Consider the following 24,935-nt stretch of genomic DNA (forward strand, 5'->3'; position numbering starts at 1 on the left):
GGCGGATGCTGACCGCCATTCTCTCAGGCGGGCCTGGTCCGCCCGCTCGCCCACCGCAGGAGCTGCTCCAGCGGTCCGCGGCCGATCCATTTGCGCCAGCACCAGGCGAGCACCATCGATCCGAGGATGAGTCCGATGGTCAGCGGCCAGGAGTCGTCGGTGCGGTAGCCGTTCTCGACGCGAATGGAGGCGGCGAGCACGAGGAGGTGGGCGGTGTAGATGGTGAGTGGCATCGCCCCCATGGCCGTGATCGGCGAGAGCATCGCGGCGGCGACGCGCCGGGCGCCTTCCGCTTTCAGGATGCCCGGCGCGGTGAGGGCGACCGCCGCCGCGACGATGAGCGCGCACACGCCGACGTTGCCGAGCACCTGCAGCGACTCCCCGAGAGCGAGGGCTCGGAGCGCCTCGTCGGCGAGGACGACCTCGGTCTGCTGCCGCTCCCCCAGCCGGAGCAGCGCGACGCCCGGCGGAAGGAAGACGACGGCTGCCAGCGTGCCGAGCAGGGCGGTCCATGCGAGCAGCCGCGGCCGGGTGATGCCGTACCTGGCGAGGGCGATGCCGACGAGCATCACGGGTACCCACTCGATCACGGGGTACGCGCCGGCGAAGAACCAGTCGACCGGCAGGCCCCAGCCGGCGAGCCTCGCCTCGGCGACCCAGGGCATCCGGCTGACGGCGACCGCGATGCCCGGCGCCAGCGCCGCACCCGCGATGCCGACCCCGAGCGCGACGCCGCGCGGAAGGAAGAGGAGCGGGAGCAGCACGAGGAACGCGACCCCGTACACATCGAGGATCACGAAGACGAGCGGCGCCAGGCCGAAGGTGATCCCGAGTCCGAGAGCGATCAGCAGGAGCGCGCGGATCGTGATCTGCCGGCGGAGCCGCGCCCTCGCCGGTCCCCCGCCGAACCCCGGCGCGGCCGGGATCGGCCGGATGCCTCCGCTGATGAGGCCGAGCGCGATGCCGGCGGTCAGCGCGAACAACAGGCGCGGACGTTCGTCGGCGATCGCGAGCAGCTCAGCGCCGGTGACGGATGCCGCTGCCGGCGCCGCGTGCGCGAGGAACATGCCGATGAGCGCCAGACCGCGGGCCGCGTCGACGCCGTCGACCCGGGCGGATGCCTCGGCCGCGTCGGTCAGCGCACCACCACGGTCGGCCCCTCGAGGTGGGCGAGCACCCCGTGGCTGACCGAACCGAGCAGGAATCGGGCGAGCGCGCCGCGGCCGTGACTGCCGACGACGAGGAGCGAGGCATCCGCTGCTTCGTCGACGAGGGCGCTGACCGGATCGCCGGCGACGACACGGCGTACGACGTCGAGTTCCGGATGCTCCGCCTCGACGGGTGCGATCACCTCGTCGAGCACCTCGGCCGCCGCGGCGCCGAGTTCCTCGGTGCCGACCATCGCGACCCCGTACCCGTACTCCCCGCCGACCATCACCGCGATGTCCCAGGCGTGGACGGCGATGAGCGGCTCATCGAGCCGGATCGCCTCCGCGACGGCGAAGTCGAGCGCCCGCTGCCCCTCGACGGATCCGTCGACACCCACCACGACGCCGCGGCGCGCGCTCGTGTCGATGTCTGGGATCACTGCGACGGGCGCGCGGCTCGCCGCGGCGATGCGCAGGCTATGCACGCCGCGCCGACTCGGACGCTTGCCGCCGTGCCAGTCGCTGCCGACGACGAGCAGCTCGGCGTTCTTCGACACCCGTTCGAAGACCTCGACGGGCTGGCCCTGTTCGAGATCGGTGACGATCTCGACGCCGCCGCCGACTTCTCGCTCCGCCGTCTCACGGGCGGCAGCGAGGCTGTCGCGGGCGGCGGTATGGGCGGCGAGCAGCAGCTCCGCATCGCCCGTGGCTTCGATGGCCCCGTCGACGACGTGGACGAGCCGAAGCCGGAACCCGCGGGCCGCAGCCCGCTGCGCCGCCCACCGCACCGTGCGTTCGCACGCGTCGCCCGCCGTGCTCACTCCGACCGCGATCTCCGTCATCTCGCCCTCGCTTCCGACCGGCCCGCCCGGCGATCCCCCGCCGCCCTCACGACCGTGCACATCGATCTGCCCCCATCATGCTGCCGCACCGTGTCGATCGGAAGGGGCGGGGGCGGCATGGCGACGGCGCGGCCGGGCCCTCAGCGCCCGGGGTGCCCGTTCAGCACGCCACCCGACTCCTGCAGGTAGCAGACGCCGCACAACGACTCGTAGGTGACCTCGGCGCCGTCGATCGCGACCTGGTCGCCGTCGAACACGTAGACGCCGTCGATCTTGCGGCCGTTGAAGATGGCCTTCCGTCCGCAGCGGCAGATGGTCTTCAGCTCTTCGAGGCTGTGCGACACCTCGAGGAGCCGCCGGCTGCCGGGGAACGCGACGGTCTGGAAGTCGGTGCGGATGCCGTAGGCGAGCACCGGGACGCCGTCGAGCAGCGCGATGCGCAGCAGATCGTCGACCTGCCCCTCGGTGAGGAACTGCGCCTCGTCGACGAGGAGGCAGCTGACGTCGCGGCCGGTCGACTCGATGACCCGGGTGCGGTGGTGCTGGAACGTCTCGAGCACGGGTTCGTCGGGCGAGATGGTGAAGTCGACCTCGCGCGTGACGCCGAGGCGGGAGACGATGTCGCGGTCGCCCTTGGTGTCGACCGACGGCTTGGCGAGCAGGACCTCGTGCCCGCGCTCCTCGTAGTTGAAGGCCGCCTGCAGCAGCGCCGTCGACTTGCCGGAGTTCATCGCCCCGTAGCGGAAGTAGAGCTTGGCCATGCAGTGCGCCGTTCGGTGGTTCGCGGTCGGTCGGTCGGCCCTCCCCCGCTGCACGCCGAGTGCTGTGGCGTGCGGTGCGCCGGACGGCCCACCCGATCGTACTTCTCCTCGGCCCATCACTCGATGACGTAGTCCAGTTCGACGGTGATCTCCTCCCGCGAGATCGCCGTCCTCGTGCGGAATCCGACGACGCTCGCGACGGCTGCGAATCGTTCGAGCTCGCGCCGACGGACCTGGCGTGTCCCGCGTTCGGCGAGGATCACGAGTCGGCCGTTCGGGTCGTCGAGATCCCGCTCGGCGCGCACGCGCACCGCGGCGGCACGCTCGTCCGCGGCGAGCCAGGTGAGCAGTGCGGCGACGGCGGCCCACTGATCGTCGGCGAACTGCCCGGCGTCGCCGTCGCGGTCGGCGATGTCGACGGGGATGCCTCGCGCCGAGGCGAGGCTCGCCGCGAGGTCGTCGAGCCAGGTCGCCTCGATCCCAGCGCGGAGCGCCCGCCGCAGCGCCTCCGCGAGCTCGCGCGCCCGGTCGGCGTCCTGGACGGTGATGCGGTCGGCCGTCATGATCTGCGCGAGGAACGGCAGGACCTCGCGCCCGAGCACTGACACCCGGGACTGCTGCGCGCTGCGGGCGAGGCCGGTGCGGAGCTCCTGGTCGCGGCGGAGCACCGCGCGATTGGCCTCGCGCTGCCAGGCGAGGACGGCGTCGACGATCGTCGACGAGTACACCGCCGCGGCGGCGGTCAGCGCGAGCACGACCGCGACGTCGACGAGGATCAGCGAGGCGAGCGGCCCGTCGGTGGCGGTCGTCGCGGCCGCGCCGACGACGAGGATGGAGAGCACCCCGGCGGCGAGGACGCCGGCGATGGCGAGAGCGGTCCAGTTGCAGAACGGCGCGAGCGCGAGGATGAGCATCCCGATCACGGCGGGACCGTAGTCGTCGTACAGGTACCGATTGTGCCCGGCGGTAGAGACGTACTCGGCGATGGCCGCACCGACGGCCAACGTGACGACGAGCCCGAGCCGTTCCGACGTGAACGGGGCGCGAGCCGGGGCCGTACCCGTCGCGGCGGCGACGGCCGCGGCGCCGACCAGCATGATGCCGATGACGGCCACGGCCGGCAGTCGCACCTCGCCCCAATGCGCAATGGTGAGCGCGATCGAGAGTGCGACGGCGAGCGCCGCACCGATCGACGCGATCCACACGGCCGAGATCCCCCCCGATCGGGTCGACCTCCTGCTGGGTGAGCCTGAGGCGTCTCACTCGGCGGCTCCGATCGGGACGGTGAGCACGATCGTCGTGCCGACGCCTTTCGTGGACCACAGCCTGACACCGCCGCCCACCTGCTCGATCCGGCCGCGAATCGAGGTGCGCAGGCCGATGCGGTCGGCCGGCACCTCGTCTTCCTCGAAGCCCGCACCGGAGTCCATGACGGCCACAGTCAGCTCCCCGCCGCCGACGCCGATGGCCAGTTCGGCGTCGGCGACGCCGGCGTGGCGCCCGACGTTGACGAGGCACTGCGCGACGGCCGCGTCCAGCGCCTCAGCGCGCGCGGTGGTGACCAGCTCGAGTGCGCCGAGGTCGCCCATGATCCGCACGGTGACGCCGGCGGTGGCCGCCGCCTCGAGCGCGGTCGCGAGACCGCCGGGCGGATCGGATGCGTCGGCGGTCGGGGTGCCACGCGGTGACGGTTCGGGCCGCTGGTCGATCGCCCAGTCGCGGCCGACGATGAGACCGAGGTCCTGGCGGATGCCCGCCCTCAGCCGCTCGTCCACGCGGCCCGAACCGGCCGCGGCGATCGCGACGAGGTGGCTGAGCGCCGTGTCGTGCAGCCGTGCCGTGGCCCGCAGTTCGTCGTCGTGTCGCAGTGCGAGCTCACGCGCCTGCTCGCTCGCGCGGTGCAGCCCGGTGTCACTTCTCGCGCCCCGGTTGCGGCTCACGCCGTCGAAGACACGGGTCGTGAGCACGAGCCCGAGGGCGAACAGCGCGGCGATGCTGGGCGACCACGTCGCCCCGACGAGGGCGCAGCCCAGGAAGGCCGCGGCTTCGCCGAGCCCGAAGCCCAGCACCGCCCAGGTGACCGCGATCGCGGTGCCCGAGCCGGCGCCGCCGACGAGCACCATCGCCACACGCGGCAGTGCCAGCACCGCGTTGTTGGAGGTCGCGAAGCGGCTGTCCTCCCCCATCACGATCATCGTCACGCCGACCATCACCGCGGTGCCGACGACGAGATAGGCCACCGTCGCCGTGACCGTCGGGGCGAACCAGAGGACTGCGAGCAGGGCGATCATGACGAGTACGGCGCCCGACGCGGCCCACGCCACGTGCCGGTCGAGCGCGACGGCGCTGACGACGCCGACCAGGACGGCGATGGTGAGGCAGACGAGCGCCGCCGCCTGCCCCGCCCGGTCGAGCGCGTGGCTCAGGGCGTCGCGAGCAAGATGCCCGGGCAGCCCCAGCGCCATGCGTCCCTCCGGATACGGTCCTCCTGCGGATTATCGCACCGGGGCGACGCGCGGGGCGGTCGGGTTTCGTCCGGCGTCGGTCGATCCGGCCATGAGCCGCGTCGGACCGGACCGTCGCCCGTGGCCGGACCGGCCGCAGCCCGGACTCAGAAGAGCGCCGACGGGTCGGGCGGCGGCGCGAACGTCGGCACGGGCTGCCGGCCGGGCGCGAGCTGCTCCCGGCTGCCGCGCGGCGCGCTCGAACGGACGCCGCCGGTGGTCGGATCGGGGGCCCGGGTGCCCATGCCGTGCGACCGCAGGATCGGGCGGACGCGTTCGGCGAGCCACGCGCGGTACGCCTTCGGCGCGTACGCGTTGCGACCGTAGTACATCGAGCGGTACTTCGGCACGAGATCGGGATGCTCCCGCTCGAGCCACTGCATGAACCACGGCTTCACCGACCCGCGCAGGTGCAGGGCCGCCCACGTCACATGGGTCGCGCCGGCCGCCTTCGCCCGGCCGATCGCGTCGTCGAGGTGTGCCCGCGTGTCGGTGAGGTACGGCAGGATCGGCATGAGGAAGACGCCGCAGTCGAAGCCGGCCTCGCGCACCGCCGTGACGGTCTGCAGCCGGGCCTTCGTCGACGGCGTCCCTGGCTCGACCGACTGCTGCAGGTCGTGGTCGTACACCGCGATCGACATGGCGAGGTCGACCGGCACGTGCTGCGCAGCATCGGTGAGCAGCGGCAGGTCGCGCCGAAGCAGCGTGCCCTTGGTCAGGATGCTGAGCGGCGTGCCGCTCGCCGCGAGCGCCTCGATGATGCCCGGCATGAGCGCGTACCGGCCCTCGGCGCGCTGGTACGGGTCGGTGTTCGTGCCGAGCGCGACGTGCTCGTGCCGCCAGGACGGCTTCGCGAGCTCCTTGCGGAGCACCTCGGCGACGTTGACCTTCACGATGATCTGGCGGTCGAAGTCGTCGCCGGCGTCGAGGTCGAGGTACTCGTGCGTCGGGCGGGCGAAGCAGTACGCGCACGCGTGGCTGCACCCGCGGTAGGGATTGATGGTCCAGGCGAACGGCATCGCCGACTGGCCGGGCACGTGGTTGAGCGCCGACTTCGCAAGCACCTCGTGGAAGGTCATGCCGGCGAACTCGGGCGTCTGCACCGACCGGACCAGGTTGTTCAGGCGCGCGAGCCCCGGCAGCGCGTCGGACTGATCGACGCCCAGTTCCTGCCCGCTCCACCGCATTTCCTTATTCGAACACATGTTCGAATCGATCGCAAGACGACTCGCGTGCCCGGATCGGAGGCGCGGGCGGGCGGGCGAGGAGCGCCCGCCCGCCCCCACGGGTCACCCCGCCGCGGCGATCGCCGCTTCGGCCGGACGGCCCGCCTCGAGCCGGAGCTCCGCATCGCTCCAGCGACGCCGCATCCACCGGTCGTGGCTCGCGATCAGGACCGCGCCCGGATACCCGCCGAGCGCCGCCTCGAGCTCGGTCGCGAGCCCGAGGGAGAGGTGGTTCGTCGGCTCGTCGAGCAGGAACAGGTGCGGCGGCTTCGCGATGACGAGCGCGAGCGCCAGCCGTCGCTGCTGCCCGACCGACAGCGCGCCGACCGGGCGGTCGGCATCGCGCGGCGCGATGAGCCCGAGCGAGGACAGCGGCACCTGCTCGGCGCGCCGCTCGCCGAGCGTCCGCTCGTACAGCTCACGCGGCGAGGCATCCGGATCGGCGAAGCGCACATCCTGCTCGAGCAGGCCGATGCGCAAGCCGCGGCGCCGGTGCATCGTGCCGCCGTCGAGCGGCACCCGCCCCGCGAGGACGCCGAGCAGGGTCGACTTGCCCGCCCCGTTCGCGCCGGTGACCAGCAGCCGCGCGGTCGGCGCGATCTGCAGCGAGCCGATCGACAGCCGCCCGGTGACCGACGCATCCGTCAGCTGCACGAGCAGCCCCGCCTCCTCGGTGAGCGCGTGCGCGCCGGTCGGGATGCCGGTGAACGCCAGCGCCTGCGGGGGCTTCTGCACCTGCTCGCGCTCGAGCGTCTCGAGGCGCAGCTCGGCGTTCCGCACCCGCCGTGCCACCGTGCGGGCGACGTTCTCGCCCTTGAAGTGGCGGATGAACTTGTCGTTGTCGGTCGCCGCCCGGCCGTGCGCGACGGTCCGCGCACTCTGGTCCACGACGCTCCGCAGCCGCGCGAGCTCGTCCTGCTCGTCCTCGTACTGGCGCTGCCACCTGGCGCGCTCGTCGGCCTTCACCCGGAGGAACTCCGAGAAGCTGCCGCCGAACACGGTCGCCCCGGCGGCCGGCTCCCCGGAGCCAGCCGTGGCCACCGCCCCCGAGGCGAGCCGGCGTGCGGGATCGAGGTCGAGCAGCCCGGTGGCCACGCGATCGAGGAACGCGCGGTCGTGGCTCGCGAAGACGACCGGACCGCGCCACGCGCGCAGCCGATCCTCGAGGAACGTCGCCGCCGTGTCGTCGAGATGGTTCGTCGGCTCGTCGAGCAGCAGCGCATCGGACGCGCGGAGCAGCAGCGCGGCCAGCGCGAACCTGCTCCGCTGCCCGCCCGACACCTCGCCGATCGTGCGATCGAGCGGGATGCCGGCGACACCGAGCCCCTGGAGCAGCTCGTCGCGGCGCGCGCCGGCCGACCACACGTCGGCCCGCTCGGCGGCGTCGAGCGCGGCGGAGTAGCGGGCGGATGCCTCGGGCGAGGCATCCGTCAGCGCGGCGGCCGCCGCATCGAGTTCGCGCTCGATGGCGCGGACCTCGGCGAGCGCGGCCTCGAGGATGGCGTCGAGGCGCTCCGACGGGGCGAAGGGCACCTCCTGCAGCAGCAGGCCGATGCGGGAGGGCCGGGTGATGCGGCCCGCGACCTCGGGTGGGACGCCGCCGGTCGGCAGCGGCACCGCGGCCGCGTCCGCATCGCTCAGCCCCGCGAGCAGGCGCAGCAGCGTGGACTTGCCGGCGCCGTTCTCGCCGATGAGGCCAAGGCGTTCGCCCGGCGACACGGTGAGGGACAGGTCGGCGAGCACTCGTCGCTCGCCGTAAGACACCGACAGGCCGTCGGCGCGGAGATGGTGGGAGAAGGAGATCGTAGTGGGCAAGAAGTCCGCCCTTTCGCGATGGTGCTCCCGGGCGGGCGAGCCGGCGACGCGGGTCGGCGACCGGTTCGCGCGACGGCGCAGAGGGCTCGCCCGCCTCTGGAGCGGAAACGGATGACTCCCGCCGGGCATCTGCCGTGCGCGAGGGTGCACGGCAACGCTGTCGCGATCAGCGGAACGGGCACACCACGGGTCAACGGCGCCTCAGGCGCGGGACGGTGGGTGTGCTCACTTCATAGCCGTACGACCATAGCAGACCGGGAGGTCTGCTCGTCAAGTACTGATCCGCCGTACCGGCGCCCGCGCACCGCCCCGAAGCGCTGCCGCTTCGGCTCAGGCGGTGAGGTGCAGCGCCTTCGCCGTCGCCGCGAGCGACTCGGCCGCCGCGGCCGGATCGTCGTTGAGCTTCTCCCCGTAGTGCGGGATCATCTCGCGGATCTTCGGCTCCCACGCGGAGAACCGGTCGGGAAAGCAGCGCCGCAGCACGTCGAGCATGATCGGCGCTGCCGTCGAGGCGCCGGGCGACGCACCCAGGAGACCGGCGATCGTGCCATCGGCACCCGTGATGACCTCGGTGCCGAACTGGAGCACACCGCCCTGCTCGGGGTCCTTCTTCATGACCTGCACGCGCTGGCCGGCCGTGATGAGCTCCCAGTCCTCCTTCTTCGCGGTCGGCATGAACTCGCGGAGGGCCTTCATCTTCGCGTCGCGGCTCGCGAGCAGCTCGCCGACGAGGTACTTCACCAGGTCGAAGTTCTTGAACGCGACCTGCAGCATCGGGCCGAGGTTGTGCAGACGCACCGAGAACGGCAGATCGAACCAGGTGCTCGACTTCAGGAACTTCGGGGTGAACCCGGCGTACGGACCGAACAGCAGGGCCGTCTCGCCGTCGACGACCCGGGTGTCGAGGTGCGGCACCGACATGGGCGGCGCGCCCACGGCCGCCTTGCCGTACACCTTGGCCTGGTGCTGGGCGACGATCTTGGGGTTGGTGGTGCGCAGGAACTGGCCCGAGATCGGGAAGCCGCCGAAGCCCTCGATCTCGGGGATGCCCGAGTGCTGCAGCAGCGCGAGCGCGCCGCCGCCGGCACCGACGAACACGAAGCGGGCGCGCACCTCGTCGGGGGTGTTCCCGACGAGCCGGCGGAGCCGCAGCTTCCATGCGCCGTCCTTCTGGCGCTTCAGCCACGTCACCTGGGTGTCGGTGTGGACCTCGGCGCCGCGGCGCGAGAGGTCGTCGAAGAGGTGGCGGGTGAGCGCACCGAAGTCGACGTCGGTGCCGGCCTCGATGCGGGTCGCGGCGACCTTCTGCTTCGGGTTGCGCTTCTTCGCGAGCAGCGGCGTCCATTCGGCGATCTGCTCGAGGTCTTCGGTGTACTCGAGGCCCGGGAAGAGGGGCTGGTCCTTCAGGGCGTCGACGCGCTTGCGCAGGTACTCGATGTTCGACTTGCCCTTGACGAACGTCATGTGCGGCGTGGAGTTGATGAACGTGTTCGGCTCGGGCAGGTCGCCCTGCTCGACGAGGTGCGCCCAGTACTGGCGGCTCACCTGGAACTGCTCGTTGATGCTGATCGCCTTGGCGGGGTCGACGGTGCCGTCCTTCGCCTCGGGCATGTAGTTCAGCTCGCACAGCGCCGCATGGCCGGTGCCGGCGTTGTTCCACGCGTTCGAGGACTCCTGCGCGACCTCACCGAGGCGCTCGTAGACCCGGATGCTCCAGTCGGGCTGGAGCCGGGAGATGAGGGAGCCGAGCGTCGCGCTCATGATGCCCCCGCCGATCAGCACGACGTCGACGGTTTCCTCTGAATGCACGATTTCCAGTCTATGTCTCCGGGGCGGCGCGCTTGACCGCGGGTCGGGGCTGCGCTATCAGGCCCGGGCGGCCGCCGGGGTCTCCCCGAGCGGCACCGCGGCGGCCGTCCCGAACGCCGCGCGGGCGCGCGCGAGCGCGTCGGGGGCGGCCCCCGCGTGCTGCAGGGCGAGCAGGCCCGCCCCGACGATCGGCGGGCCGTCGAAGATCTCGACGACGGCGAGCGGGGCGTCGAGGGCGAGGCGGTCGAGGATGCCGCCGATGAGGCGCGGGTCCCTCGCCTGCACGATGCCGCCGCCGAGCACGACCGGCACCGGGCGGTCGAGCAGGTCGAGACGGGTGAGGCACGCCCGCGCGAACGCGACGATCTCCTCGGCCTGGCGGTCGACCAGCTGAGCCGCGACCGCGTCGCCCTGCCGCGCCGCCTCGAACACGGAGGGGGCGAGCACGGCGAGCTCGGCCGAGTCGCGCCGGCCGAAATGGAGATCCTCGATGAGCTCGGCGACCGAGCCCAGCCGCAACTGCTCGAGCAGCATGCCGGTGAGCAGCGTGCGCGGCCCACGACCGTCCACCTCGCGGGCCGCGTGCCAGAGCACCTCCTCGCCGAGCCCGCTGCCCCCGCCCCAGTCGCCCGAGAGCGGCCCGAGCGAGGGGAACCGCGCATCGGCGCCGTCGGCCCGCACGCCCACGGCGTTCACGCCCGTGCCGCACACCACGACGACCGCGTCGGGCGAGTCGGTGCCCGCCCGCAGCAGGGCGTACAGGTCGTTGTCGATCACCGTCGAGGGCGACACCCATGGCCGGCCCTCGATCGCGGCGCGATACTCCGCGAGTTCCACGGGAAGGTCGATGCCCGAGAGGTACAGGTCGGCCTGCACCACCGGGTGCTCGCCCGCGACCTCGCGCACGAGCGCGTCGACGACGCCGACGGAGGCGTCCAGCCCCTCGAAATGCGGACTCGAGCCCGGGCCCCGCCGCCGCGACACGATCCGGCCGTCGAGGGTCAGCGCCGCGGCATCCGTCTTCGAACCGCCTCCGTCGACACCCACCACCACCGGCTCGAGGGCACCTGACGCCGCGGCATCCGGCCGCCCGGTCACGCCCACTCCAGGAACCGTGCGTTCTCGGCGAGCAGGAGATCGGTGAGCCGTTCGGCCCGCTCGTGCTGCAGCACCAGCGGGTGCGCCCGCATCGCGCGAAGCACCCGGTCACGTCCGCCGTGGACGGCGGCGTCGAGCGCGAGCCGCTCGTACCCGGCGACCCCCGCGATGAGCCCCGCGATATCCGCGGGGAGCGGCTCGACCGGCTCGGCCTCGAACCGGTCGTCGCGGTAGCGGGCCGGCACCTCGACGACGTGGTCGTCGGGCAGGAACGGCAGGAGCCCGTCGTTGCGGAGATTCACGACGCGCGGGGCATCCGCGCCGCGATGCATCGCGGCCAGCAGCTCGATCGCCGCCTCCGAGTAGAACGCACCGCCCCGCCCCTCGAGCGCGGCCGGCTTGTCGTGCTGCGCCGGGTCGGCGTAGAGCTCCAGCAGCTCGCGCTCGATCGCGCGCACGGCCTCGGCCCGGGTGGGCTCGCGGAGCTGCTCGGCGAGCACCTCGTCGTGCGCGTAGTAGTAGCGCAGGTAGTAGGAGGGCACCACGCCCAGCTGGGCGAGCAGCTCGGGCGCCAGGTGCACCTCCCCGGCGAGGTCGCCCAGCCGGTCGGCGAGCAGCGACGGCAGCGCGTCCCGTCCGTCGACCGAGACGCTGCGCTCCCAGGTGAGGTGATTGAGCCCGACGTGCCCCAGCCGGACCTCGTCGTGGCCGACGCCGAGCATCGCGGCGAAGCGTCGCTGGAAGCCGATCGCGACGTTGCACAGGCCGACGGCCCGGTGGCCGTGCTCGAGCAGGGCCCGGGTGACGATGCCCACCGGGTTGGTGAAGTCCACGATCCACGCGTCGGGCTTCGCGTGGCGTCGGACGACGTCGGCGATCCGCAGCACGACCGGCACCGTGCGCAGCGCCTTCGCGAGCCCGCCCGGCCCGGTCGTCTCCTGGCCGATGCAGCCCGCCTCGTGCGGCCACGTCTCGTCGGCGTGCCTGGCGTCCTGCCCGCCGACCCGCAACTGGACGAGCACCGCGTCGGCGTCGGCGACGCCCGCGACGAGGTCGGTCGTGCCCACCACGCGAGCGGGATGAGCCGCGTGGCGGAGCATCCGCTCGCTCATGCCCGCGACCAGCGCGAGCCGGCGCTCGTCGGGGTCGACGAGGTGGATCTCCTCGAGCGGCAGCTGCTCGCGCAGCCGGGCGAATCCGTCGATGAGCTCCGGCGTGTAGGTCGAGCCTCCGCCGACGATGGCGAGTTTCATGGGTCCTCCGATGGGTGGATGGGAAGCGGATGAGCGGGCGAGCCGCCGGATCCGGGCAGACGGATGCCGCGTACGGGTGACGATCGACCGGTGGGCGGTCGATCGGATGTGGCGATCGATGGTGGCGCGGCGGTGTCGCCGCGCGGGGTCAGACGGCGACCGTGATGTCGGCCTCGAGCCGGTCTCGGATGCGATCGACGAGCAGCTGGCGGGCGCCGAGCAGCACCGGCTGATCGCCGGTTCCGCTCGCGCGGACCACGAGCTTCGGATGCGCCGCCGCGTCGATGCGGTCGCCGACGAGTTCGGCGAGCCGCGTGCCGCCCGCCCGGCCCGTCGGGCCGCCGAGGACGATCATCGCGGGATCGAGCACCGCGAGGAGCGGCGCGACGGCATACGCGACCCGGTCGGCGACCGCCTCGAGGGCGGCGGCATCGCCGGCGAGCCGCGGCAGCACCTCGGCGAGCGCGGTGCCCTCCTCCGCCCCGAGCAGGTGCGCCACGGCGGGCCCGCCGAGCAGGTCGGTGAGGTCGTTCGCGGTCGGCGCGATCGCGGTCGCGCTCCGCGCCACTTCGAGGTAGCCGACCTCGCCCGCACCGCCGGCGGCGCCGCGGTGGACGACCCCGCCGAGGTCGATGCCGACGCCGAGCCCGTCGCCGATCCAGAGCAGCACGAAGCTCGACGCGGTGGTCGCCACGCCTCCGGATCGCTCGGCCATGGCCGCGAGGTTGACGTCGTTCTCGATGAGCACGGTGCGGCCGAGCGCGCGCTCGAGCCGGCGCCGGCTGCCGACCTGCGGCCAGCCGGGCAGCGTGTCGGTGAACGAGAGCTCGTCGCCCTCGTCGTCGAACGCGGCCTGGACGCCCGCGACCACGAGGCCGACGGAGTCGACATCGACGCCCGCGGCCCGGCACGCGGCCTCGACGGCGCCGAGCACGTCGGACTCGGGCGTGCGCCCGGCCGTCGCGGCGGGGACCTCGACCACGGGGTGGTCGGCGTCGGCCGCGTCGACCACGACGGCCTCGATGGCGCCGGCGAGCACGCTGATCGCGACCCCGGTCACCCGGTCGGTGCGCACCCCGTAGCTCACCGCGTTGGGACCCCGGCCTCCCGACACCTCGCCCACCGCGTGGATCAGCTCGACGCGCTCGAGTCGCGCGATCATCTGCGCCGCGGTCGGCTTGGACATGCCGGAGAGCTCGCCGAGCTGGGCCCGCGTGAGCGGGCCGTGCTCGAGCAGCAGGCGGAACGCGGTGCGGTCGTTGTGCGCGCGCAGCCACGTGGGCGTGCCCGGGTCGATCCGGTTCATCGCCTCCTCCTGCCCCGCCGGTGCATCCGGCGCTCGGTCGTCATCGATCACTGTATCTGAAAGGTTTCTTTCCTGAATGACGCCTCACCCGCCTCTCCGGACTTCGTCCCGGAGCGCCCCGAGGCGGTCCGGGTCGGCCGCGGCCTCGAGCAGGGTCTTCGTGTACTCGTGCTGCGGTCGCAGGATGACGTCATCGGCCGGTCCGCGCTCGACGATCTCGCCGCGGGTCATCACGAGGATCTCGTCGGAGAAGTGCCGCGCCGTGGCGAGGTCGTGCGTGATGTAGAGCACGCCCAGCCGCTCCTCCCGCTGCAGGTCGGCCAGCAGGTTCAGCACGCCGAGCCGGATGGAGACGTCGAGCATCGACACCGGTTCGTCGGCCACGATGAAGCCCGCCCCCGGCGCGAGCGCCCGCGCGATCGCGACCCGCTGCCGCTGACCGCCCGACAGCTCGTGCGGCCGACGGTTCGCGAAGCTCGCCGCCGGCTCCAGCCGCACCCGCTCGAGCAGCTCGTACGCGCGCTCGCGCGCCTGCGCCGCCGACAGCTGCGGATGGTGGATCCTGACCGGCCGCTCGAGGTGGTGCAGGATCGTGTGGAACGGGTTCAGCGAGGCGAACGGGTCCTGGAAGACCATCTGCACGTGCCGCCGGTACCGCGCGAGCCCCGCACCCCGCGTCGCCGTCGGCCGCCCGTCGAGGAACACCCCGCCCGACGTCGGAGACTCCAGCTTCGCCAGCATCTTCGCGATCGTCGACTTCCCCGACCCGCTCTCGCCCACGAGCGCGACCGTGCGGCCGGGCTCGAGGGTGAACGAGACATCCTTCACCGCGTGCAGCGTCTGGAACCGCACGCCGCTGCGGAGCCGGAAGTCCTTCACGAGGTTCCGCGCCTCCAGGCGCTCCGGTCGCGCGTCGCGTTCGGTCGCCCTCATGCCACCCCTCCCTTCTCGCGGACCGGTCCGCCGTTCTCCCGGACCGGTCCGCCGTTCTCGCCGACCGGCCCGCGTCGCACGAAGTCCCCCCGGTCGCCCCGCAGACTCGGGAAGCTCGCGAGCAGCCGCTTCGTGTACTCGTGCCGCGGGGACCGGTAGATCTCCTCGGCGTCGCCCTGCTCGACGATCTCGCCGGCGAGCATCACCGCGATCCGGTCGCTGATCTCGATGAGCAGCGGCAGGTCGTGCGTGATGAAGATCACCGCGAACCCCAGTCGCTCCCGCAACCGCATGAGCTCCCGGATGATGCCGCGTTGCACGACGACGTCGAGCGCCGTCGTCGGCTCGTCCATGATCATGACCTGCGGGTCGAGGGCGAGCGCCATCGCGATCATCACGCGCTGGCGCATGCCGCCCGACAGCTCGTGCGGGTAGCTCGACAGCCGCGACGGGTCGACGCCGACGAGTCCGAGCAGTTCGGCGCTGCGCGCCTCCCGCTCGGCCCTTCGCAGCTCCGGCCGGTGCGTCCGGAACACGTCGTGCAGCTGCGCGCGCACGCTCATCACGGGGTTCAGGGAGTTCATCGACCCCTGGAACACCATCGACACCTTGCTCCAGCGGAACGTGCGCAGCGCCTCGCCGTCGAGCGCGACGACGTCGATGTCGCGGCCGGAGGCGTCGTGGAACACGACCTCCCCGCCTGTCATCAGCGCCGGCGCCTTGAGCAGCCGGTTCAGGCCGTACGCGAGCGTCGTCTTGCCACAGCCGGACTCGCCGGCCAGGCCCAGGATCTCCCCGCGGTGGAGGGTGAGCGACGCGTTCCGCACCGCCTTCACCGGCGGGTCGACCTGGTACTCGATCGACACGTCGCGGGCCACGAGCACCGCCTCACCGCGGCTCATGCGAACGCCCCCGAGTCCGCGACGCCGCGACCGGCCTTCTCGGCCTTCCGCTGGTTGCGGGCCGCCTGCGGCGCGATGCGCAGCTTCGGGTTCACGACCTCGTCGATCGCGAAGTTGATCAGCGACAGCCCGGCGCCGAGGAGCGCGATGACGAGGCCCGGCGGCACGAACCACCACCAGGCCCCGGTGCCGACCGCCTGCCCGGTCTGGGCGTCGTTCAGCATCGTGCCGAGCGTGATCGAACCGGTCGGACCGAGCCCGAGATAGGAGAGGCCGGCCTCGCCGAGCACCGCGAAGATGATGCCGAAGATGAACTGCGCGGCCAGCAGCGGCACCAGGTTCGGCAGGATCTCGACGAAGATCACCCGCATCGGCTGCTCCCCCGCGACCCGGGCCGCGGCGACGTACTCGCGCGTGCGCAGCGACTTCGCCTGCGCCCGCAGGACGACCGCGGACCCGGCCCAGCCGGTGACGCCCAGCACTAGCGCCACGAGCAGCGAGCTTCGGGCGAGCGGCCCGAGCCCCTCGGTGTTCTGCACGTACGCCGCGATCACCATCACGAGCGGCAGCCCCGGGATGACGAGCATGATGTTCGTGAACAGGGTGAGCACCTCATCGAGCACCCCGCCGAAGTAACCGGCGAGCACGCCGAACACGATCGCGAGCAGCAGCGCCACCACGCCCGCCACGAGGCCGACGAACAGCGACCCCTGCGTGCCCCAGGCGAGCTGGGCGAAGACGTCGTAGCCGAGCTTCGTGGTGCCGAGCCAGTGCTCGGAGTTCGGCGGCAGCAGCGCCGGGTTGCTCGAGTCGCGCGGCGGCTGCGCGATCATCGGCCCGAAGAGGCCGAACGCGACGATCGCGCCGACGATGACCAGCCCTGCGATGAGTTTGCCGGATCGCTGCGGGAGCAGGTGCGCGAACCGCGACGGGCGCTCGACGCGCGTCGCCGCGACCGCGGCGGTGGTGGCTGGAGCGTCAACCATGGTGCCTCGCTCTCGGGTCGATGAAGCCGTAGACGAGATCCATGACGAAGTTCGCCGCGAGCACGGTGAGGGTGATCACGAGGAACACGCCCTGCATGAGCGCGTAGTCGAGCCCCTGCACGGCCTGGATCATGAGTTTGCCGATGCCCGGGTAGCTGAACACCTGCTCCATCACGATGGAGCCGGCGACGACGAACCCGAGCGCGATGCCGAACCCCGCGAGGCTCGGGATCGCCGCGTTGCGCGCGGCGTAGCGGGTGCGGATGCGCCGGGGAGTCAGGCCCTTGGCCTCCGCGGTGACGACGTAGTCCTCCGACATCGTCGAGACCATCATGTTGCGCATGCCGAGCAGCCAGCCGCCCACGGAGGAGAGCACGATCGTGGTGGCCGGCAGGATGGCGTGCACCACCGCGCTGCCGACGAACGCCCAGCTCCACTCCGGTCCCGCCGGGAACTCGAACACGTCGTACCCGCCGATGATGGGCAGCAGGCCGAGCTGCACGGAGAACACCGCGACGAGCACGAGCGCGAGCCAGAAGTACGGGATCGACTGGAAGACCGTCGTCACCGGCACGAGATGGTCGAGCCAGGTGCCGCGCTTCCAGCCCACCCATGCACCGACCGCGAGCCCCAGGACGAACGAGATCACCGTGGCCGTGCCGACGAGGATGACCGTCCACGGCAGCGCGCTCGCGATGAGCTCGCCCACCGGAGCCGGGTACCGCGTCGAGGAGACGCCGAGGTCTCCGGCGAGCAGCCGGCCCCAGTAGGCGAGGTACTGGTCCCAGAGCGACATCCCCCGCTCCGCGCCGAGGATCGAGGTGATCGCCTGCACCGTCTCCTCGGAGAGGGGACGCCCGCCGTTGGCACGCCGGAGCTTGCCGAGCATGATCGCGGCCGGGTCGCCCGGCAGCAGCCGGGGGAGCAGGAAGTTGAGCGAGATCGCCGCCCAGAGGGTCACCAGGTAGAAGACGACGCGACGCACGTAGAACATCAGGTCGCCTCCCCTCGGGCGCGGAGCAGGGATGCCACGGCCGGGCCTACTTCTCGACGGGCTTCAGGTGCGTGAGCACGACCGCCGATGCCGCCGACAGGTACGGCAGCGGCGCCGCGTAGAGGTCGGACTCGCTCGGCCAGCCGCTGAACTTCGCGGTGTTGAAGAAGGCCTGGGAGGCGTTCAGCACCACGGGGATGTAGGGCAGGTCGCGGGCGATCTCCGTCTGATCTGCGCGTACGCGGCCTGCTTCGTCGGAACGTCCTGCGTGGCGCCCGCCGCGAGCACGGCCTGGTCGACGACCGGGTTGCTGTAGCGGGAGTAGTTCTGCCCAGCCAGGGGGTCCTCCCCGACGGGCGCGGTCGAGGTGCCGGCGAAGTACTCGCTGTAGTTGGAGTACGGGTCGGCGACGAGCGACTGCGTGAGTCCGTACAGCGCGCTCTGGAAGTCGCCGGCCGAGATCGGCGTCCAGTACTCCGCGTCGGAGACGGTGCGCGCGTTGATCCGAATACCGGCCTCGGCGGCCTGCTCGGAGATCAGCTTGGCGGCGTCGTTGTAGTCGGTCCAGCCGTCGGGCGAGAACAGGTCGATCTCAATCGCCACCCCGTCCTTGCCGTAGAAGCCGTCGGCGTCCTTCGTGTAGCCGGCCGCCTCGAGGATGGCGCCGGCCTCGGCGGCGTCGGACTCCTGCGGGCTCGTCGCGAGGGACGGGTCGGAGAGCCACTGCTCGTCGCGCGGCTGCAGCGTGAACGAGGGCGTGGCCTCGCCCGCGAGGCCGGCGAAGGCCTTCTCGCGGATCGTGGCCCGGTCGATGGCGACGTTGATCGCCTGGCGGACGGCGGGGTCGGTCTGCGGGCCCTCGCAGCCGAGCTCGGCATTGGCGCACGTGATCATGACGGTCGGATCCTGCTGCTGGTTCAGCGTGGAGATCTCGCCCGAGCCGGTGACGGCGTCGGGGTTCGCGATGAACTGGCCGACCCAGTCGATCTTGCCGGTGGCGAGGAGGTCCTGCGAGGACTGGTTGGAGTCGAGCCCGAGGTACTGCACCTCCTTCACGGCCGGCGCCCCGTCGCGGAACAGCTCGTTCGCCTCGACGGTGTAGGCGGCCTCGGTGAAGCTCTTCACCGTGTAGGGCCCGGAGCCGACGGGCTCGGGGTTCGTCTCGCTCATGAAGTCGTCGATGTCCTCCCAGATGTGCTTGGGCACGATCCAGGTGGCGCCGAGGATGAGCGACGCGGCGGTGAACTTCGGCTCGCTGTAGGTGAGGACGACGGTCGTCTCGTCGGTCGCCTCTGCCGAGACGAGCTGCTCGTCGACGTTCGAGCCGTAGGTGAAGGTGAAGGCGACGTCCTCGGCGGTGAGCGGCTCGCCGTCGCTCCACTGCTGGTCGGGCTTGATGGTGATGGTGAGGGTCGTGCCGTCTTCGCTGTACTCGTAGCTCTCGCCGATGAGCCCCGTGGGCGGCTCGGCGGAGAGCTGGTTGAAGAAGAACAGCGGCTCGTAGATCGCGCCGTAGGTGGCGTGCACGGCGGTGTCGACCGCGAAGGGGTTGAAGTTGTGGTTGATGGGCGTGGCGCTGCCGGCCCAGACGCGGAGCACGGCATCACCGCTCCCGCTCGAGCCATCGGAGGGCGCGCATCCCGTGAGCGCGAGCGTGACTGCGGTCGCCCCGGCGGCGAGGACCGCCGCCACGGAGCGTCTGGTTCGAATCATCGTTCCGTCGTTCCTTTCAGTGCTTCGTTGCGTGGAAGGTGCTGGGTTGCAGTGACGCCGCTGCGATGCAGGAACCGGTGCCCGGCGTTACTGGAAGCGACCCTAACAGAAAGGAGACTATCTAGAAACAACTTTTCCAGATACTGTGAACGGTGGGTTACGGGTGCGCTCCGCCCGTGTTTCGGGCGCGCCGAAGCGCGGACGGCCGCACGCGTCACGGGAACGGTCGGCGGTGCCGCCGCGTCCGCCGGTGCCGTCGCAGACACCGATCCGCGACGCGGCTCAGCGGTCGAGCAGCCTCGCGAGCGCGGGCAGCTGCGCCGGGTCCTCCAGCGCCGAGCCGACGGCGACGACGCGCACGCCCGCGGCGAGGAACTCGGCGGCGTTGCCTGCGTCGAGTCCACCGGTCGCCACGAACCGGACGTCGGGGAACGGCCCCCGCATCGCACGGAACCAGCCGGTGCCGAGCACCGAGGCCGGGAACGCCTTCAGCCACGTGAGCCCGAGACCCATGGCCGCCATGACCTCGGAGGGCGTCGCCACGCCGGGCAGCGGCGGCAGGCCCGCGTCGAGACACGCGCGGACCACCGCGGCGTCCAGTCCCGGACTCACGGCGAACGCCGCGCCGGCCGACGCGGCGACCTCGACCTGGTCGACCGTGACGACGGTGCCCGCGCCCACGCGGGCGCCCCGCGCGCGACCGGCCTCGACGACCGCGGCGAGCGCGTCCACGTCCTCGGCCGACTGGATGGGCAGCTCGACCACCTCGATGCCGAGGTCCCACGCGGTGACCGCGAGCTCGAGGCTCCGCTCGACGCCGAGCCCGCGGAAGATCGCCATCAGCGGGCGCCCCGCGAAGAGGTCTTCGAACACCGTGTCGCAGGCGGCCGCGGCGCTCATTCGTCGATCCTCTCGGCTCGTGGGAAGTCGGCGGTGTCGGCGAGCGCGGTGGCCGCGCGCGCATGCCCGGCCGCGAGGCGGGCCTCGACGGGCCGGCCGTCGAGCAGGGCGTCGAGGTACCCGGCGGCGAACGCATCACCGGCGCCCACCACCTCCACGACCTCGACCGACGGCGTGGGCACCACGACGAGCTCGCCGCTGCGCGAGACGGATGCTGCGCCGACAGCACCGTCCTTCACGATGAGTTCGCGCGGCTCGGGCAGCAGGGCGCGAACGGCCTCGGGCGTCTGCGCGCCCCAGAGCGCCTCGGCCTCGTCGAGCCCGACGAAGACGACGTCGGCGCGTCGGGCGAGAGCTCGGAGCCGCTCGGCCGCCGACTCGGCGTGGGCGGAGCCCGTCCAGAGCACGGGGCGGTGGTTGACGTCGAACGCGAGGAGCGCACCCGCGGCGCTCACGCGGTCGGTGGCCGCCTCGAGGAACGCGTCGCAGTCGGGTGAGAGCGCCGGCGTGATCCCGCTCAGATGGACGACGCGCGCCGTCTCGATCGGCAGCGCGTCGAGGAAGGCCGGGCCCATGCGCGAGGCGGCCGACCCCGCCCGGTAGTAGCGGACGCCGGCGCCCGGGTCCTTCAGGTACAGCCCGGTCGGCGCGTCGGGGTCGAACTCGATCCAGCGCGTGTCGACGCCGCGGGCGTCGAGTTCGTGGGCGATGCGGTGGCCGAGGGCGTCGTCGCCGAGGCGGCCGGCGAAGGCGGCCGTGCGGCCGAGCGCCGCGGCGTGCGACGCGACGTTCGCCTCGGCGCCCGCGGTGTCGATGCGGAACTCGCGGGCGGTGGCGAGCGGCTCGGCCACGGCGGGTGCGAGGAGCGCCATGGCCTCGCCGACGGCGAGGATCTCGGGCTGCGGGCGGGTCTCCACGCGCCCTATGCTGACTCCTGTGCACATGTGACGCAAACGCGTTGCAAGATATGCAACACAGTGAATGGAGCAACGCGGGATGCCCCGACTCGACCCTTCGGCCCTCGCCGCCCTCGGCGACGAGCGGCTCGGCGCCGCGGAGAAGGGCCTGCCTGCGCGGGCCGCCGGCTCGACCGTGCGCGACTTCCTCGCGACGACGCCCTCCCTCGACGAGTTCTGGACCCCCCTCCTCGTGCTCGACCGCGCGGCGCTCCGGCACAACGCGCGGGTCATCCAGCACTGGGCCGGATCGCGCGGTCTCGAGCTCATGCCGCACGGCAAGACGACGATGGCTCCCGAGCTCTGGCAGCTGCAGCTCGAGGCGGGCGCGACCGGGCTCACCCTCGCGACCCCCGGCCAGGTGCGCGCGGCCCGCGCGTTCGGTGCGGATTCGGTGCAGCTCGCCAATGCCTTCGTCGCGCCCGCCGCGCTCGCCTGGCTCGCCGCCGAGCTCGAGGACCCCGGCTTCGCGTTCTGCTGCTGGGCCGACTCGGTCGCGACGGTCGACGCCATGGAGCGCGGCCTCGCGGAGACCGGCGCCGCGGCCTCCCTGCCCCGGCCCATCGACGTGCTCGTCGAGCTCGGGGCGCCCGGAGGCCGGACGGGCGCCCGCACCGTGGGGGAAGCCGTCGAGGTGGCCCGCCGCGTCACGGCCTCGCCCGTCCTCCGCCTCGCCGGCGTGGCCGGCTACGAGGGCAGCCTCGGCCATGATCGCTCCCCCGAGTCGCTCGGCGCCGTCCACGACTACCTCGATGCGCTCCGCGCCCTCTTCGACGTCGCCCGCGACCTCGCCGCCGACGCGCGCGACGACGTCACCGCGCCCGTGCTCTCGGTCGGCGGCAGCGCCTACCTCGACCTCGTGGCCGAGACGGTCGCGCCGGTCGTGGCGGCGGCACGCGACTCGGGTGAGGCCGCCCGCGTCGTCGTGCGCTCGGGCGCCTCCCTCGTGCACGACGAGGGCTTCTACCGCGGCATCTCCCCGCTCGAGGGCGAGCTGACCGCGGCGATGCGCGGGCTCGCGCGCGTCGTGTCCCACCCCGAGCCCGGGCTCGCGCTCCTCGACGCGGGCAAGCGCGACCTGCCCTACGACGAGGGGCTCCCCGTGCCGCTCGACGTCGCCGCCGGCGTCGGCGCCGCACTCGCGCAGGCCGCCGGCGTCGTGCCGGGAGCGGGCCGGCTCGCCGACGCATCCGTCTCGGCCATGAACGATCAGCACGCGTTCCTCCGCGCCCACGGGGCGTTGCCGGTGGCCGTCGGCGACGTCGTCGCGCTCGGCCTCTCGCACCCCTGCACGGCGTTCGACAAGTGGCGATTCGTCCCGATGGTCGAGGGCGGCGGGTCCGACACCGTCGTCGGCCTCGTGCGGACCCTGTTCTGAGGCCCGCGTGTCCGATCTGCTGATCCGCGAGGTCGTCGCCGTCGACGGCGACGGCGAGGTGCGCGGCGGCGAGGCATCCGATGTGCTCGTGGTCGACGGCCGCATCGCCGCCATCGCTCCGGCCGGCTCCCTCGCACGCGACGCGCCCGCCGCGGCAGCCGTCGTCGAGGGCGACGGCCGGCTGCTGCTGCCCGGCTTCGTCGACGCGCACTCGCACGCGAGCGGCCGGGTCTTCGACGCCGACGTGCAGCTCGCGCTGCTGCGCCAGGGCGTGACGAGCGTGATCGCCGGGCAGGACGGCGTCGGCTGGGCGCCCGGCGACGGCGCGTACGCCACCGAGTACTTCGCCGCGATCGACGGACCGCACCCCGGCTACGCGGGCGGCGGCGTCGCGGAACTCCTCGCCGCGCACGACGGCACGACGCCGCTGAACGTCGGATACCTGGTGCCCGCGGGCACCGTGCGCCACCTGGTCACGGGGCGGTCGACGGATGCCCCCTCCCCCGATGAACTCGCCGCCATGGTGCGCCTCGTGGCCGAAGGGCTGGAGGCCGGCGCACTCGGTCTCTCGACGGGCCTCGACTACGTGCCGGGCATCTTCGCCTCCACGACCGAGCTGACCGCCCTCGCCCGCCCGGTCGCCGAGGCCGGCGGCGTGGTGGCCTCCCATCTCCGCGGCGGGTACGAGTCGGGGTCCGCGGCGGGCGTCGCCGAGCTCGCTGCGATCGCCCGCGACGCCGGGACGCGGGTGCACATCTCGCACTTCCACGCCGAGCCAGCGATCGTGCTGGAGCTCATGGCCGGGCTCGCCGCCGGCGACCTCGCGGGCGGGCGACCCGTCGACGCGACGTTCGACGCGTATCCGTACGGTCGCGGTTGCTCGATCCTCGCGATGCCCATCCTCCCCGCTTCCCTCACCGTCCGCCCCGTCGACGAGGTGCTGGCCGTGCTCCGCGACCCGGCCGAGCGGGCGCGCCTGCTCGACGAGTGGTTCCCCACGATCGTCGACTACCCGAGCCTCGGACCCGACTGGCCGTCGATGCTCACCTTCGCCCACGTGGCCGCCGCCGAGTACGACTGGGCGCACGGGCTCACCCTCGCCGAGGCCGCGGCCCGCCACGGCGTCGCACCCGCCGACCTCGCGCTCGACGTGCTCGTCGCGAGTCGGCTCGAGGTGAACGTGGTCATGTCCGTCCGCGCCGAACGCTCCGACGCGGACCTTGCCCGCATCCTGGCTCATCCGGCCGCGCTCGGCGGCTCGGACGGCATCTTCGTCGGCCGGCATCCGCACCCGCGCGCCCGCGGCACCTTCGCGCGCTACCTCGACCTGCTCGTCCGCACGGACCACGGGCCGGGCGCGCGGCTCGACTGGGCGGGCGCCGCCGCGCTCTGCTCCACCCGCGCGGCCGACCGGTTCGCGCTCGGCGACCGCGGCCGGGTGCGCGTCGGCGCCGTCGCCGACCTGGTGCTGGTCGACCCGGCAGCGGTGCGGGACCGCGCGACGTACGACCGCCCGCTCGAGCTCGCCGAGGGCATCGACGACGTCGTCGTGGCCGGTGTGCCGGTGCTCGCGCGCGGCGCGCTCACCTGCCGGACGCCCGGACGCGGGCTCCGGCGCGCTGCCCGCGCCGCCCGACCGGAGGTGGGCTGATGTCGCAGTCCGTCACCCGCGCCGCTGCGATCATCGACCGCGTCGCCGCCGAGGCCCGGACCGTCGCCGAGCTCGCCGAGGAGTTCGGCCTGCACCGCTCGACCATGTTCCGCGAGCTGCAGGCCCTCGAGCGGGTCGGCTGGGTGCGCCGTCGTCCGAGCGGGCGGTATGCCCTCGGCACACGGCTCGCCACCCTGTCGAAGCAGGCACTCGACTCCCTCGATCTGCGCGATGTCGGCGGCGAGCACGTGCGGCGCCTGCACCGGCGGACGGGTAACACCGTGCACCTCGCGGCGCTCATGGACCGCTCGATCGTCTACGTCGACAAGGCGGAGGACGAGGCGGGCGTCCGCATGTACTCCCGCGTCGGCAAGGCCGTCATCCCGTACTGCTCCGCCGTCGGGAAGGCGATCCTCGCCGAGCTCGACGGACCCGGGCGCGACACAGTCCTCGCGGGCGCCACGTGGGAGCGGTACACCGACACCACGATCACGACGCGAGAGCGGCTCGACCGCGAGCTCGCCACGGTCGCCGCACGCGGCTACGCGACCGACGACCGCGAGTTCGAGGCGTTCGTCAACTGCATCGCCGTGCCGATCGTCTCGAGCGCCGGCGTCGTCGGAGCGATCTCGGTCACGGCCATCCGCATGGTCGCCGACCTCGACCGCCTCGCCGCGCACCTGCCGGCCATGCGGGAGGCCGCCGACGCGATCTCCCGCGAGCTCGGCTGACCGAGCGGATGCCCCGCCCGGGGCATCCG

At 72.9% G+C, this 24,935-nt stretch carries 22 protein-coding genes; 3 read left to right on the forward strand and 19 right to left on the reverse strand.

Annotated features, from left to right (window positions below; translation table 11 throughout):
- Positions 1 to 23: 23 nt before the first annotated feature.
- The 19 genes from ABIQ69_RS12450 to ABIQ69_RS12540 form a co-directional block, all read right to left on the reverse strand.
- Positions 24 to 1,205: a heparan-alpha-glucosaminide N-acetyltransferase domain-containing protein gene (locus tag ABIQ69_RS12450; RefSeq protein WP_350350018.1), complete on the reverse strand. Its 1,182-nt coding sequence runs from the start codon at positions 1,203 to 1,205 to the stop codon at positions 24 to 26.
- Entirely contained in the window at positions 1,136 to 1,990 is an 855-nt protein-coding gene (locus tag ABIQ69_RS12455) for a universal stress protein (RefSeq protein WP_350347439.1), read from the reverse strand. Before ABIQ69_RS12455 ends, ABIQ69_RS12450 begins: the two co-directional genes overlap by 70 nt.
- Before the next feature lie 140 nt (positions 1,991 to 2,130).
- Positions 2,131 to 2,751: a thymidine kinase gene (locus tag ABIQ69_RS12460; RefSeq protein WP_350347440.1), complete on the reverse strand. Its 621-nt coding sequence runs from the start codon at positions 2,749 to 2,751 to the stop codon at positions 2,131 to 2,133.
- 116 nt (positions 2,752 to 2,867) lie between these two features.
- Entirely contained in the window at positions 2,868 to 3,956 is a 1,089-nt protein-coding gene (locus tag ABIQ69_RS12465; RefSeq protein ID WP_350347441.1) for a hypothetical protein, read from the reverse strand.
- Between the two features lie 54 nt (positions 3,957 to 4,010).
- Positions 4,011 to 5,216: an ATP-binding protein gene (locus ABIQ69_RS12470; protein WP_350347442.1), complete on the reverse strand. Its 1,206-nt coding sequence runs from the start codon at positions 5,214 to 5,216 to the stop codon at positions 4,011 to 4,013.
- Between the two features lie 146 nt (positions 5,217 to 5,362).
- Complete coding sequence (locus ABIQ69_RS12475; RefSeq protein ID WP_350347443.1) at positions 5,363 to 6,442, reverse strand: Rv2578c family radical SAM protein; 1,080 nt, start codon at positions 6,440 to 6,442, stop codon at positions 5,363 to 5,365.
- Between the two features lie 102 nt (positions 6,443 to 6,544).
- On the reverse strand, positions 6,545 to 8,296 hold the full coding sequence (locus ABIQ69_RS12480) for an ATP-binding cassette domain-containing protein (protein WP_350347444.1): 1,752 nt from the start codon (positions 8,294 to 8,296) through the stop codon (positions 6,545 to 6,547).
- A gap of 330 nt (positions 8,297 to 8,626) precedes the next feature.
- The gene (locus ABIQ69_RS12485; protein WP_350347445.1) at positions 8,627 to 10,105 is read right to left on the reverse strand and encodes a malate:quinone oxidoreductase; all 1,479 of its coding nucleotides are present in this window, start codon (positions 10,103 to 10,105) and stop codon (positions 8,627 to 8,629) included.
- 57 nt (positions 10,106 to 10,162) lie between these two features.
- Entirely contained in the window at positions 10,163 to 11,203 is a 1,041-nt protein-coding gene (locus ABIQ69_RS12490; protein WP_350347446.1) for a BadF/BadG/BcrA/BcrD ATPase family protein, read from the reverse strand.
- Positions 11,200 to 12,456 (reverse strand): 6-phospho-beta-glucosidase, encoded by a 1,257-nt coding sequence (locus ABIQ69_RS12495; protein WP_350347447.1) that lies wholly within the window; start codon positions 12,454 to 12,456, stop codon positions 11,200 to 11,202. The genes ABIQ69_RS12490 and ABIQ69_RS12495 overlap by 4 nt, the downstream gene beginning before the upstream one ends.
- A 148-nt stretch (positions 12,457 to 12,604) precedes the next feature.
- Positions 12,605 to 13,762 (reverse strand): ROK family transcriptional regulator, encoded by a 1,158-nt coding sequence (locus ABIQ69_RS12500; protein WP_350347448.1) that lies wholly within the window; start codon positions 13,760 to 13,762, stop codon positions 12,605 to 12,607.
- A gap of 84 nt (positions 13,763 to 13,846) precedes the next feature.
- Complete coding sequence (locus ABIQ69_RS12505; protein WP_350347449.1) at positions 13,847 to 14,695, reverse strand: ATP-binding cassette domain-containing protein; 849 nt, start codon at positions 14,693 to 14,695, stop codon at positions 13,847 to 13,849.
- Positions 14,692 to 15,597, reverse strand: a complete 906-nt coding sequence (locus ABIQ69_RS12510) for an ABC transporter ATP-binding protein (RefSeq protein WP_350347450.1) — start codon at positions 15,595 to 15,597, stop codon at positions 14,692 to 14,694. The genes ABIQ69_RS12505 and ABIQ69_RS12510 overlap by 4 nt, the downstream gene beginning before the upstream one ends.
- Positions 15,594 to 16,583: an ABC transporter permease gene (locus tag ABIQ69_RS12515; protein WP_350347451.1), complete on the reverse strand. Its 990-nt coding sequence runs from the start codon at positions 16,581 to 16,583 to the stop codon at positions 15,594 to 15,596. Before ABIQ69_RS12515 ends, ABIQ69_RS12510 begins: the two co-directional genes overlap by 4 nt.
- Positions 16,576 to 17,580 carry an ABC transporter permease gene (locus tag ABIQ69_RS12520; RefSeq protein ID WP_350350019.1) on the reverse strand — a complete coding sequence of 335 codons (1,005 nt, stop codon included), beginning with the start codon at positions 17,578 to 17,580 and terminating at the stop codon, positions 16,576 to 16,578. Before ABIQ69_RS12520 ends, ABIQ69_RS12515 begins: the two co-directional genes overlap by 8 nt.
- Positions 17,581 to 17,623: 43 nt before the next feature.
- Positions 17,624 to 17,767, reverse strand: a complete 144-nt coding sequence (locus ABIQ69_RS12525) for a hypothetical protein (protein WP_350347452.1) — start codon at positions 17,765 to 17,767, stop codon at positions 17,624 to 17,626.
- On the reverse strand, positions 17,761 to 19,290 hold the full coding sequence (locus ABIQ69_RS12530) for an ABC transporter substrate-binding protein (protein WP_350347453.1): 1,530 nt from the start codon (positions 19,288 to 19,290) through the stop codon (positions 17,761 to 17,763). The genes ABIQ69_RS12525 and ABIQ69_RS12530 overlap by 7 nt, the downstream gene beginning before the upstream one ends.
- Before the next feature lie 282 nt (positions 19,291 to 19,572).
- On the reverse strand, positions 19,573 to 20,190 hold the full coding sequence (locus ABIQ69_RS12535; protein ID WP_350347454.1) for a bifunctional 4-hydroxy-2-oxoglutarate aldolase/2-dehydro-3-deoxy-phosphogluconate aldolase: 618 nt from the start codon (positions 20,188 to 20,190) through the stop codon (positions 19,573 to 19,575).
- The gene (locus ABIQ69_RS12540; RefSeq protein ID WP_350347455.1) at positions 20,187 to 21,107 is read right to left on the reverse strand and encodes a sugar kinase; all 921 of its coding nucleotides are present in this window, start codon (positions 21,105 to 21,107) and stop codon (positions 20,187 to 20,189) included. Before ABIQ69_RS12540 ends, ABIQ69_RS12535 begins: the two co-directional genes overlap by 4 nt.
- 79 nt (positions 21,108 to 21,186) lie before the next feature.
- Between ABIQ69_RS12540 and ABIQ69_RS12545 the strand changes: the two genes are divergently transcribed.
- The 3 genes from ABIQ69_RS12545 to ABIQ69_RS12555 are packed head-to-tail and all read left to right on the forward strand — an operon-like array spanning position 21,187 to position 24,906.
- The gene (locus ABIQ69_RS12545) at positions 21,187 to 22,524 is read left to right on the forward strand and encodes an alanine racemase (protein WP_350347456.1); all 1,338 of its coding nucleotides are present in this window, start codon (positions 21,187 to 21,189) and stop codon (positions 22,522 to 22,524) included.
- A gap of 7 nt (positions 22,525 to 22,531) precedes the next feature.
- The gene (locus ABIQ69_RS12550; RefSeq protein ID WP_350347457.1) at positions 22,532 to 24,175 is read left to right on the forward strand and encodes an amidohydrolase family protein; all 1,644 of its coding nucleotides are present in this window, start codon (positions 22,532 to 22,534) and stop codon (positions 24,173 to 24,175) included.
- Positions 24,175 to 24,906 carry an IclR family transcriptional regulator gene (locus ABIQ69_RS12555; protein ID WP_350347458.1) on the forward strand — a complete coding sequence of 244 codons (732 nt, stop codon included), beginning with the start codon at positions 24,175 to 24,177 and terminating at the stop codon, positions 24,904 to 24,906. Before ABIQ69_RS12550 ends, ABIQ69_RS12555 begins: the two co-directional genes overlap by 1 nt.
- Positions 24,907 to 24,935 lie beyond the last annotated feature (29 nt).

The organism is Agromyces sp. G08B096 (assembly GCF_040267705.1).
Lineage (GTDB): Bacteria > Actinomycetota > Actinomycetes > Actinomycetales > Microbacteriaceae > Agromyces.

Coding starts and splice junctions, on each gene's coding strand:
- ABIQ69_RS12455 (WP_350347439.1), bottom strand. CDS start 1,990: ATGACGGAGATCGCGGTCGGAGTGAGCACGGCGGGCGACGCGTGCGAA.
- ABIQ69_RS12460 (WP_350347440.1), bottom strand. CDS start 2,751: ATGGCCAAGCTCTACTTCCGCTACGGGGCGATGAACTCCGGCAAGTCG.
- ABIQ69_RS12470 (WP_350347442.1), bottom strand. CDS start 5,216: ATGGCGCTGGGGCTGCCCGGGCATCTTGCTCGCGACGCCCTGAGCCAC.
- ABIQ69_RS12475 (WP_350347443.1), bottom strand. CDS start 6,442: ATGCGGTGGAGCGGGCAGGAACTGGGCGTCGATCAGTCCGACGCGCTG.
- ABIQ69_RS12495 (WP_350347447.1), bottom strand. CDS start 12,456: ATGAAACTCGCCATCGTCGGCGGAGGCTCGACCTACACGCCGGAGCTC.
- ABIQ69_RS12500 (WP_350347448.1), bottom strand. CDS start 13,762: ATGAACCGGATCGACCCGGGCACGCCCACGTGGCTGCGCGCGCACAAC.
- ABIQ69_RS12505 (WP_350347449.1), bottom strand. CDS start 14,695: ATGAGGGCGACCGAACGCGACGCGCGACCGGAGCGCCTGGAGGCGCGG.
- ABIQ69_RS12510 (WP_350347450.1), bottom strand. CDS start 15,597: ATGAGCCGCGGTGAGGCGGTGCTCGTGGCCCGCGACGTGTCGATCGAG.
- ABIQ69_RS12515 (WP_350347451.1), bottom strand. CDS start 16,583: ATGGTTGACGCTCCAGCCACCACCGCCGCGGTCGCGGCGACGCGCGTC.
- ABIQ69_RS12530 (WP_350347453.1), bottom strand. CDS start 19,290: ATGATTCGAACCAGACGCTCCGTGGCGGCGGTCCTCGCCGCCGGGGCG.
- ABIQ69_RS12535 (WP_350347454.1), bottom strand. CDS start 20,190: ATGAGCGCCGCGGCCGCCTGCGACACGGTGTTCGAAGACCTCTTCGCG.
- ABIQ69_RS12545 (WP_350347456.1), top strand. CDS start 21,187: ATGCCCCGACTCGACCCTTCGGCCCTCGCCGCCCTCGGCGACGAGCGG.
- ABIQ69_RS12555 (WP_350347458.1), top strand. CDS start 24,175: ATGTCGCAGTCCGTCACCCGCGCCGCTGCGATCATCGACCGCGTCGCC.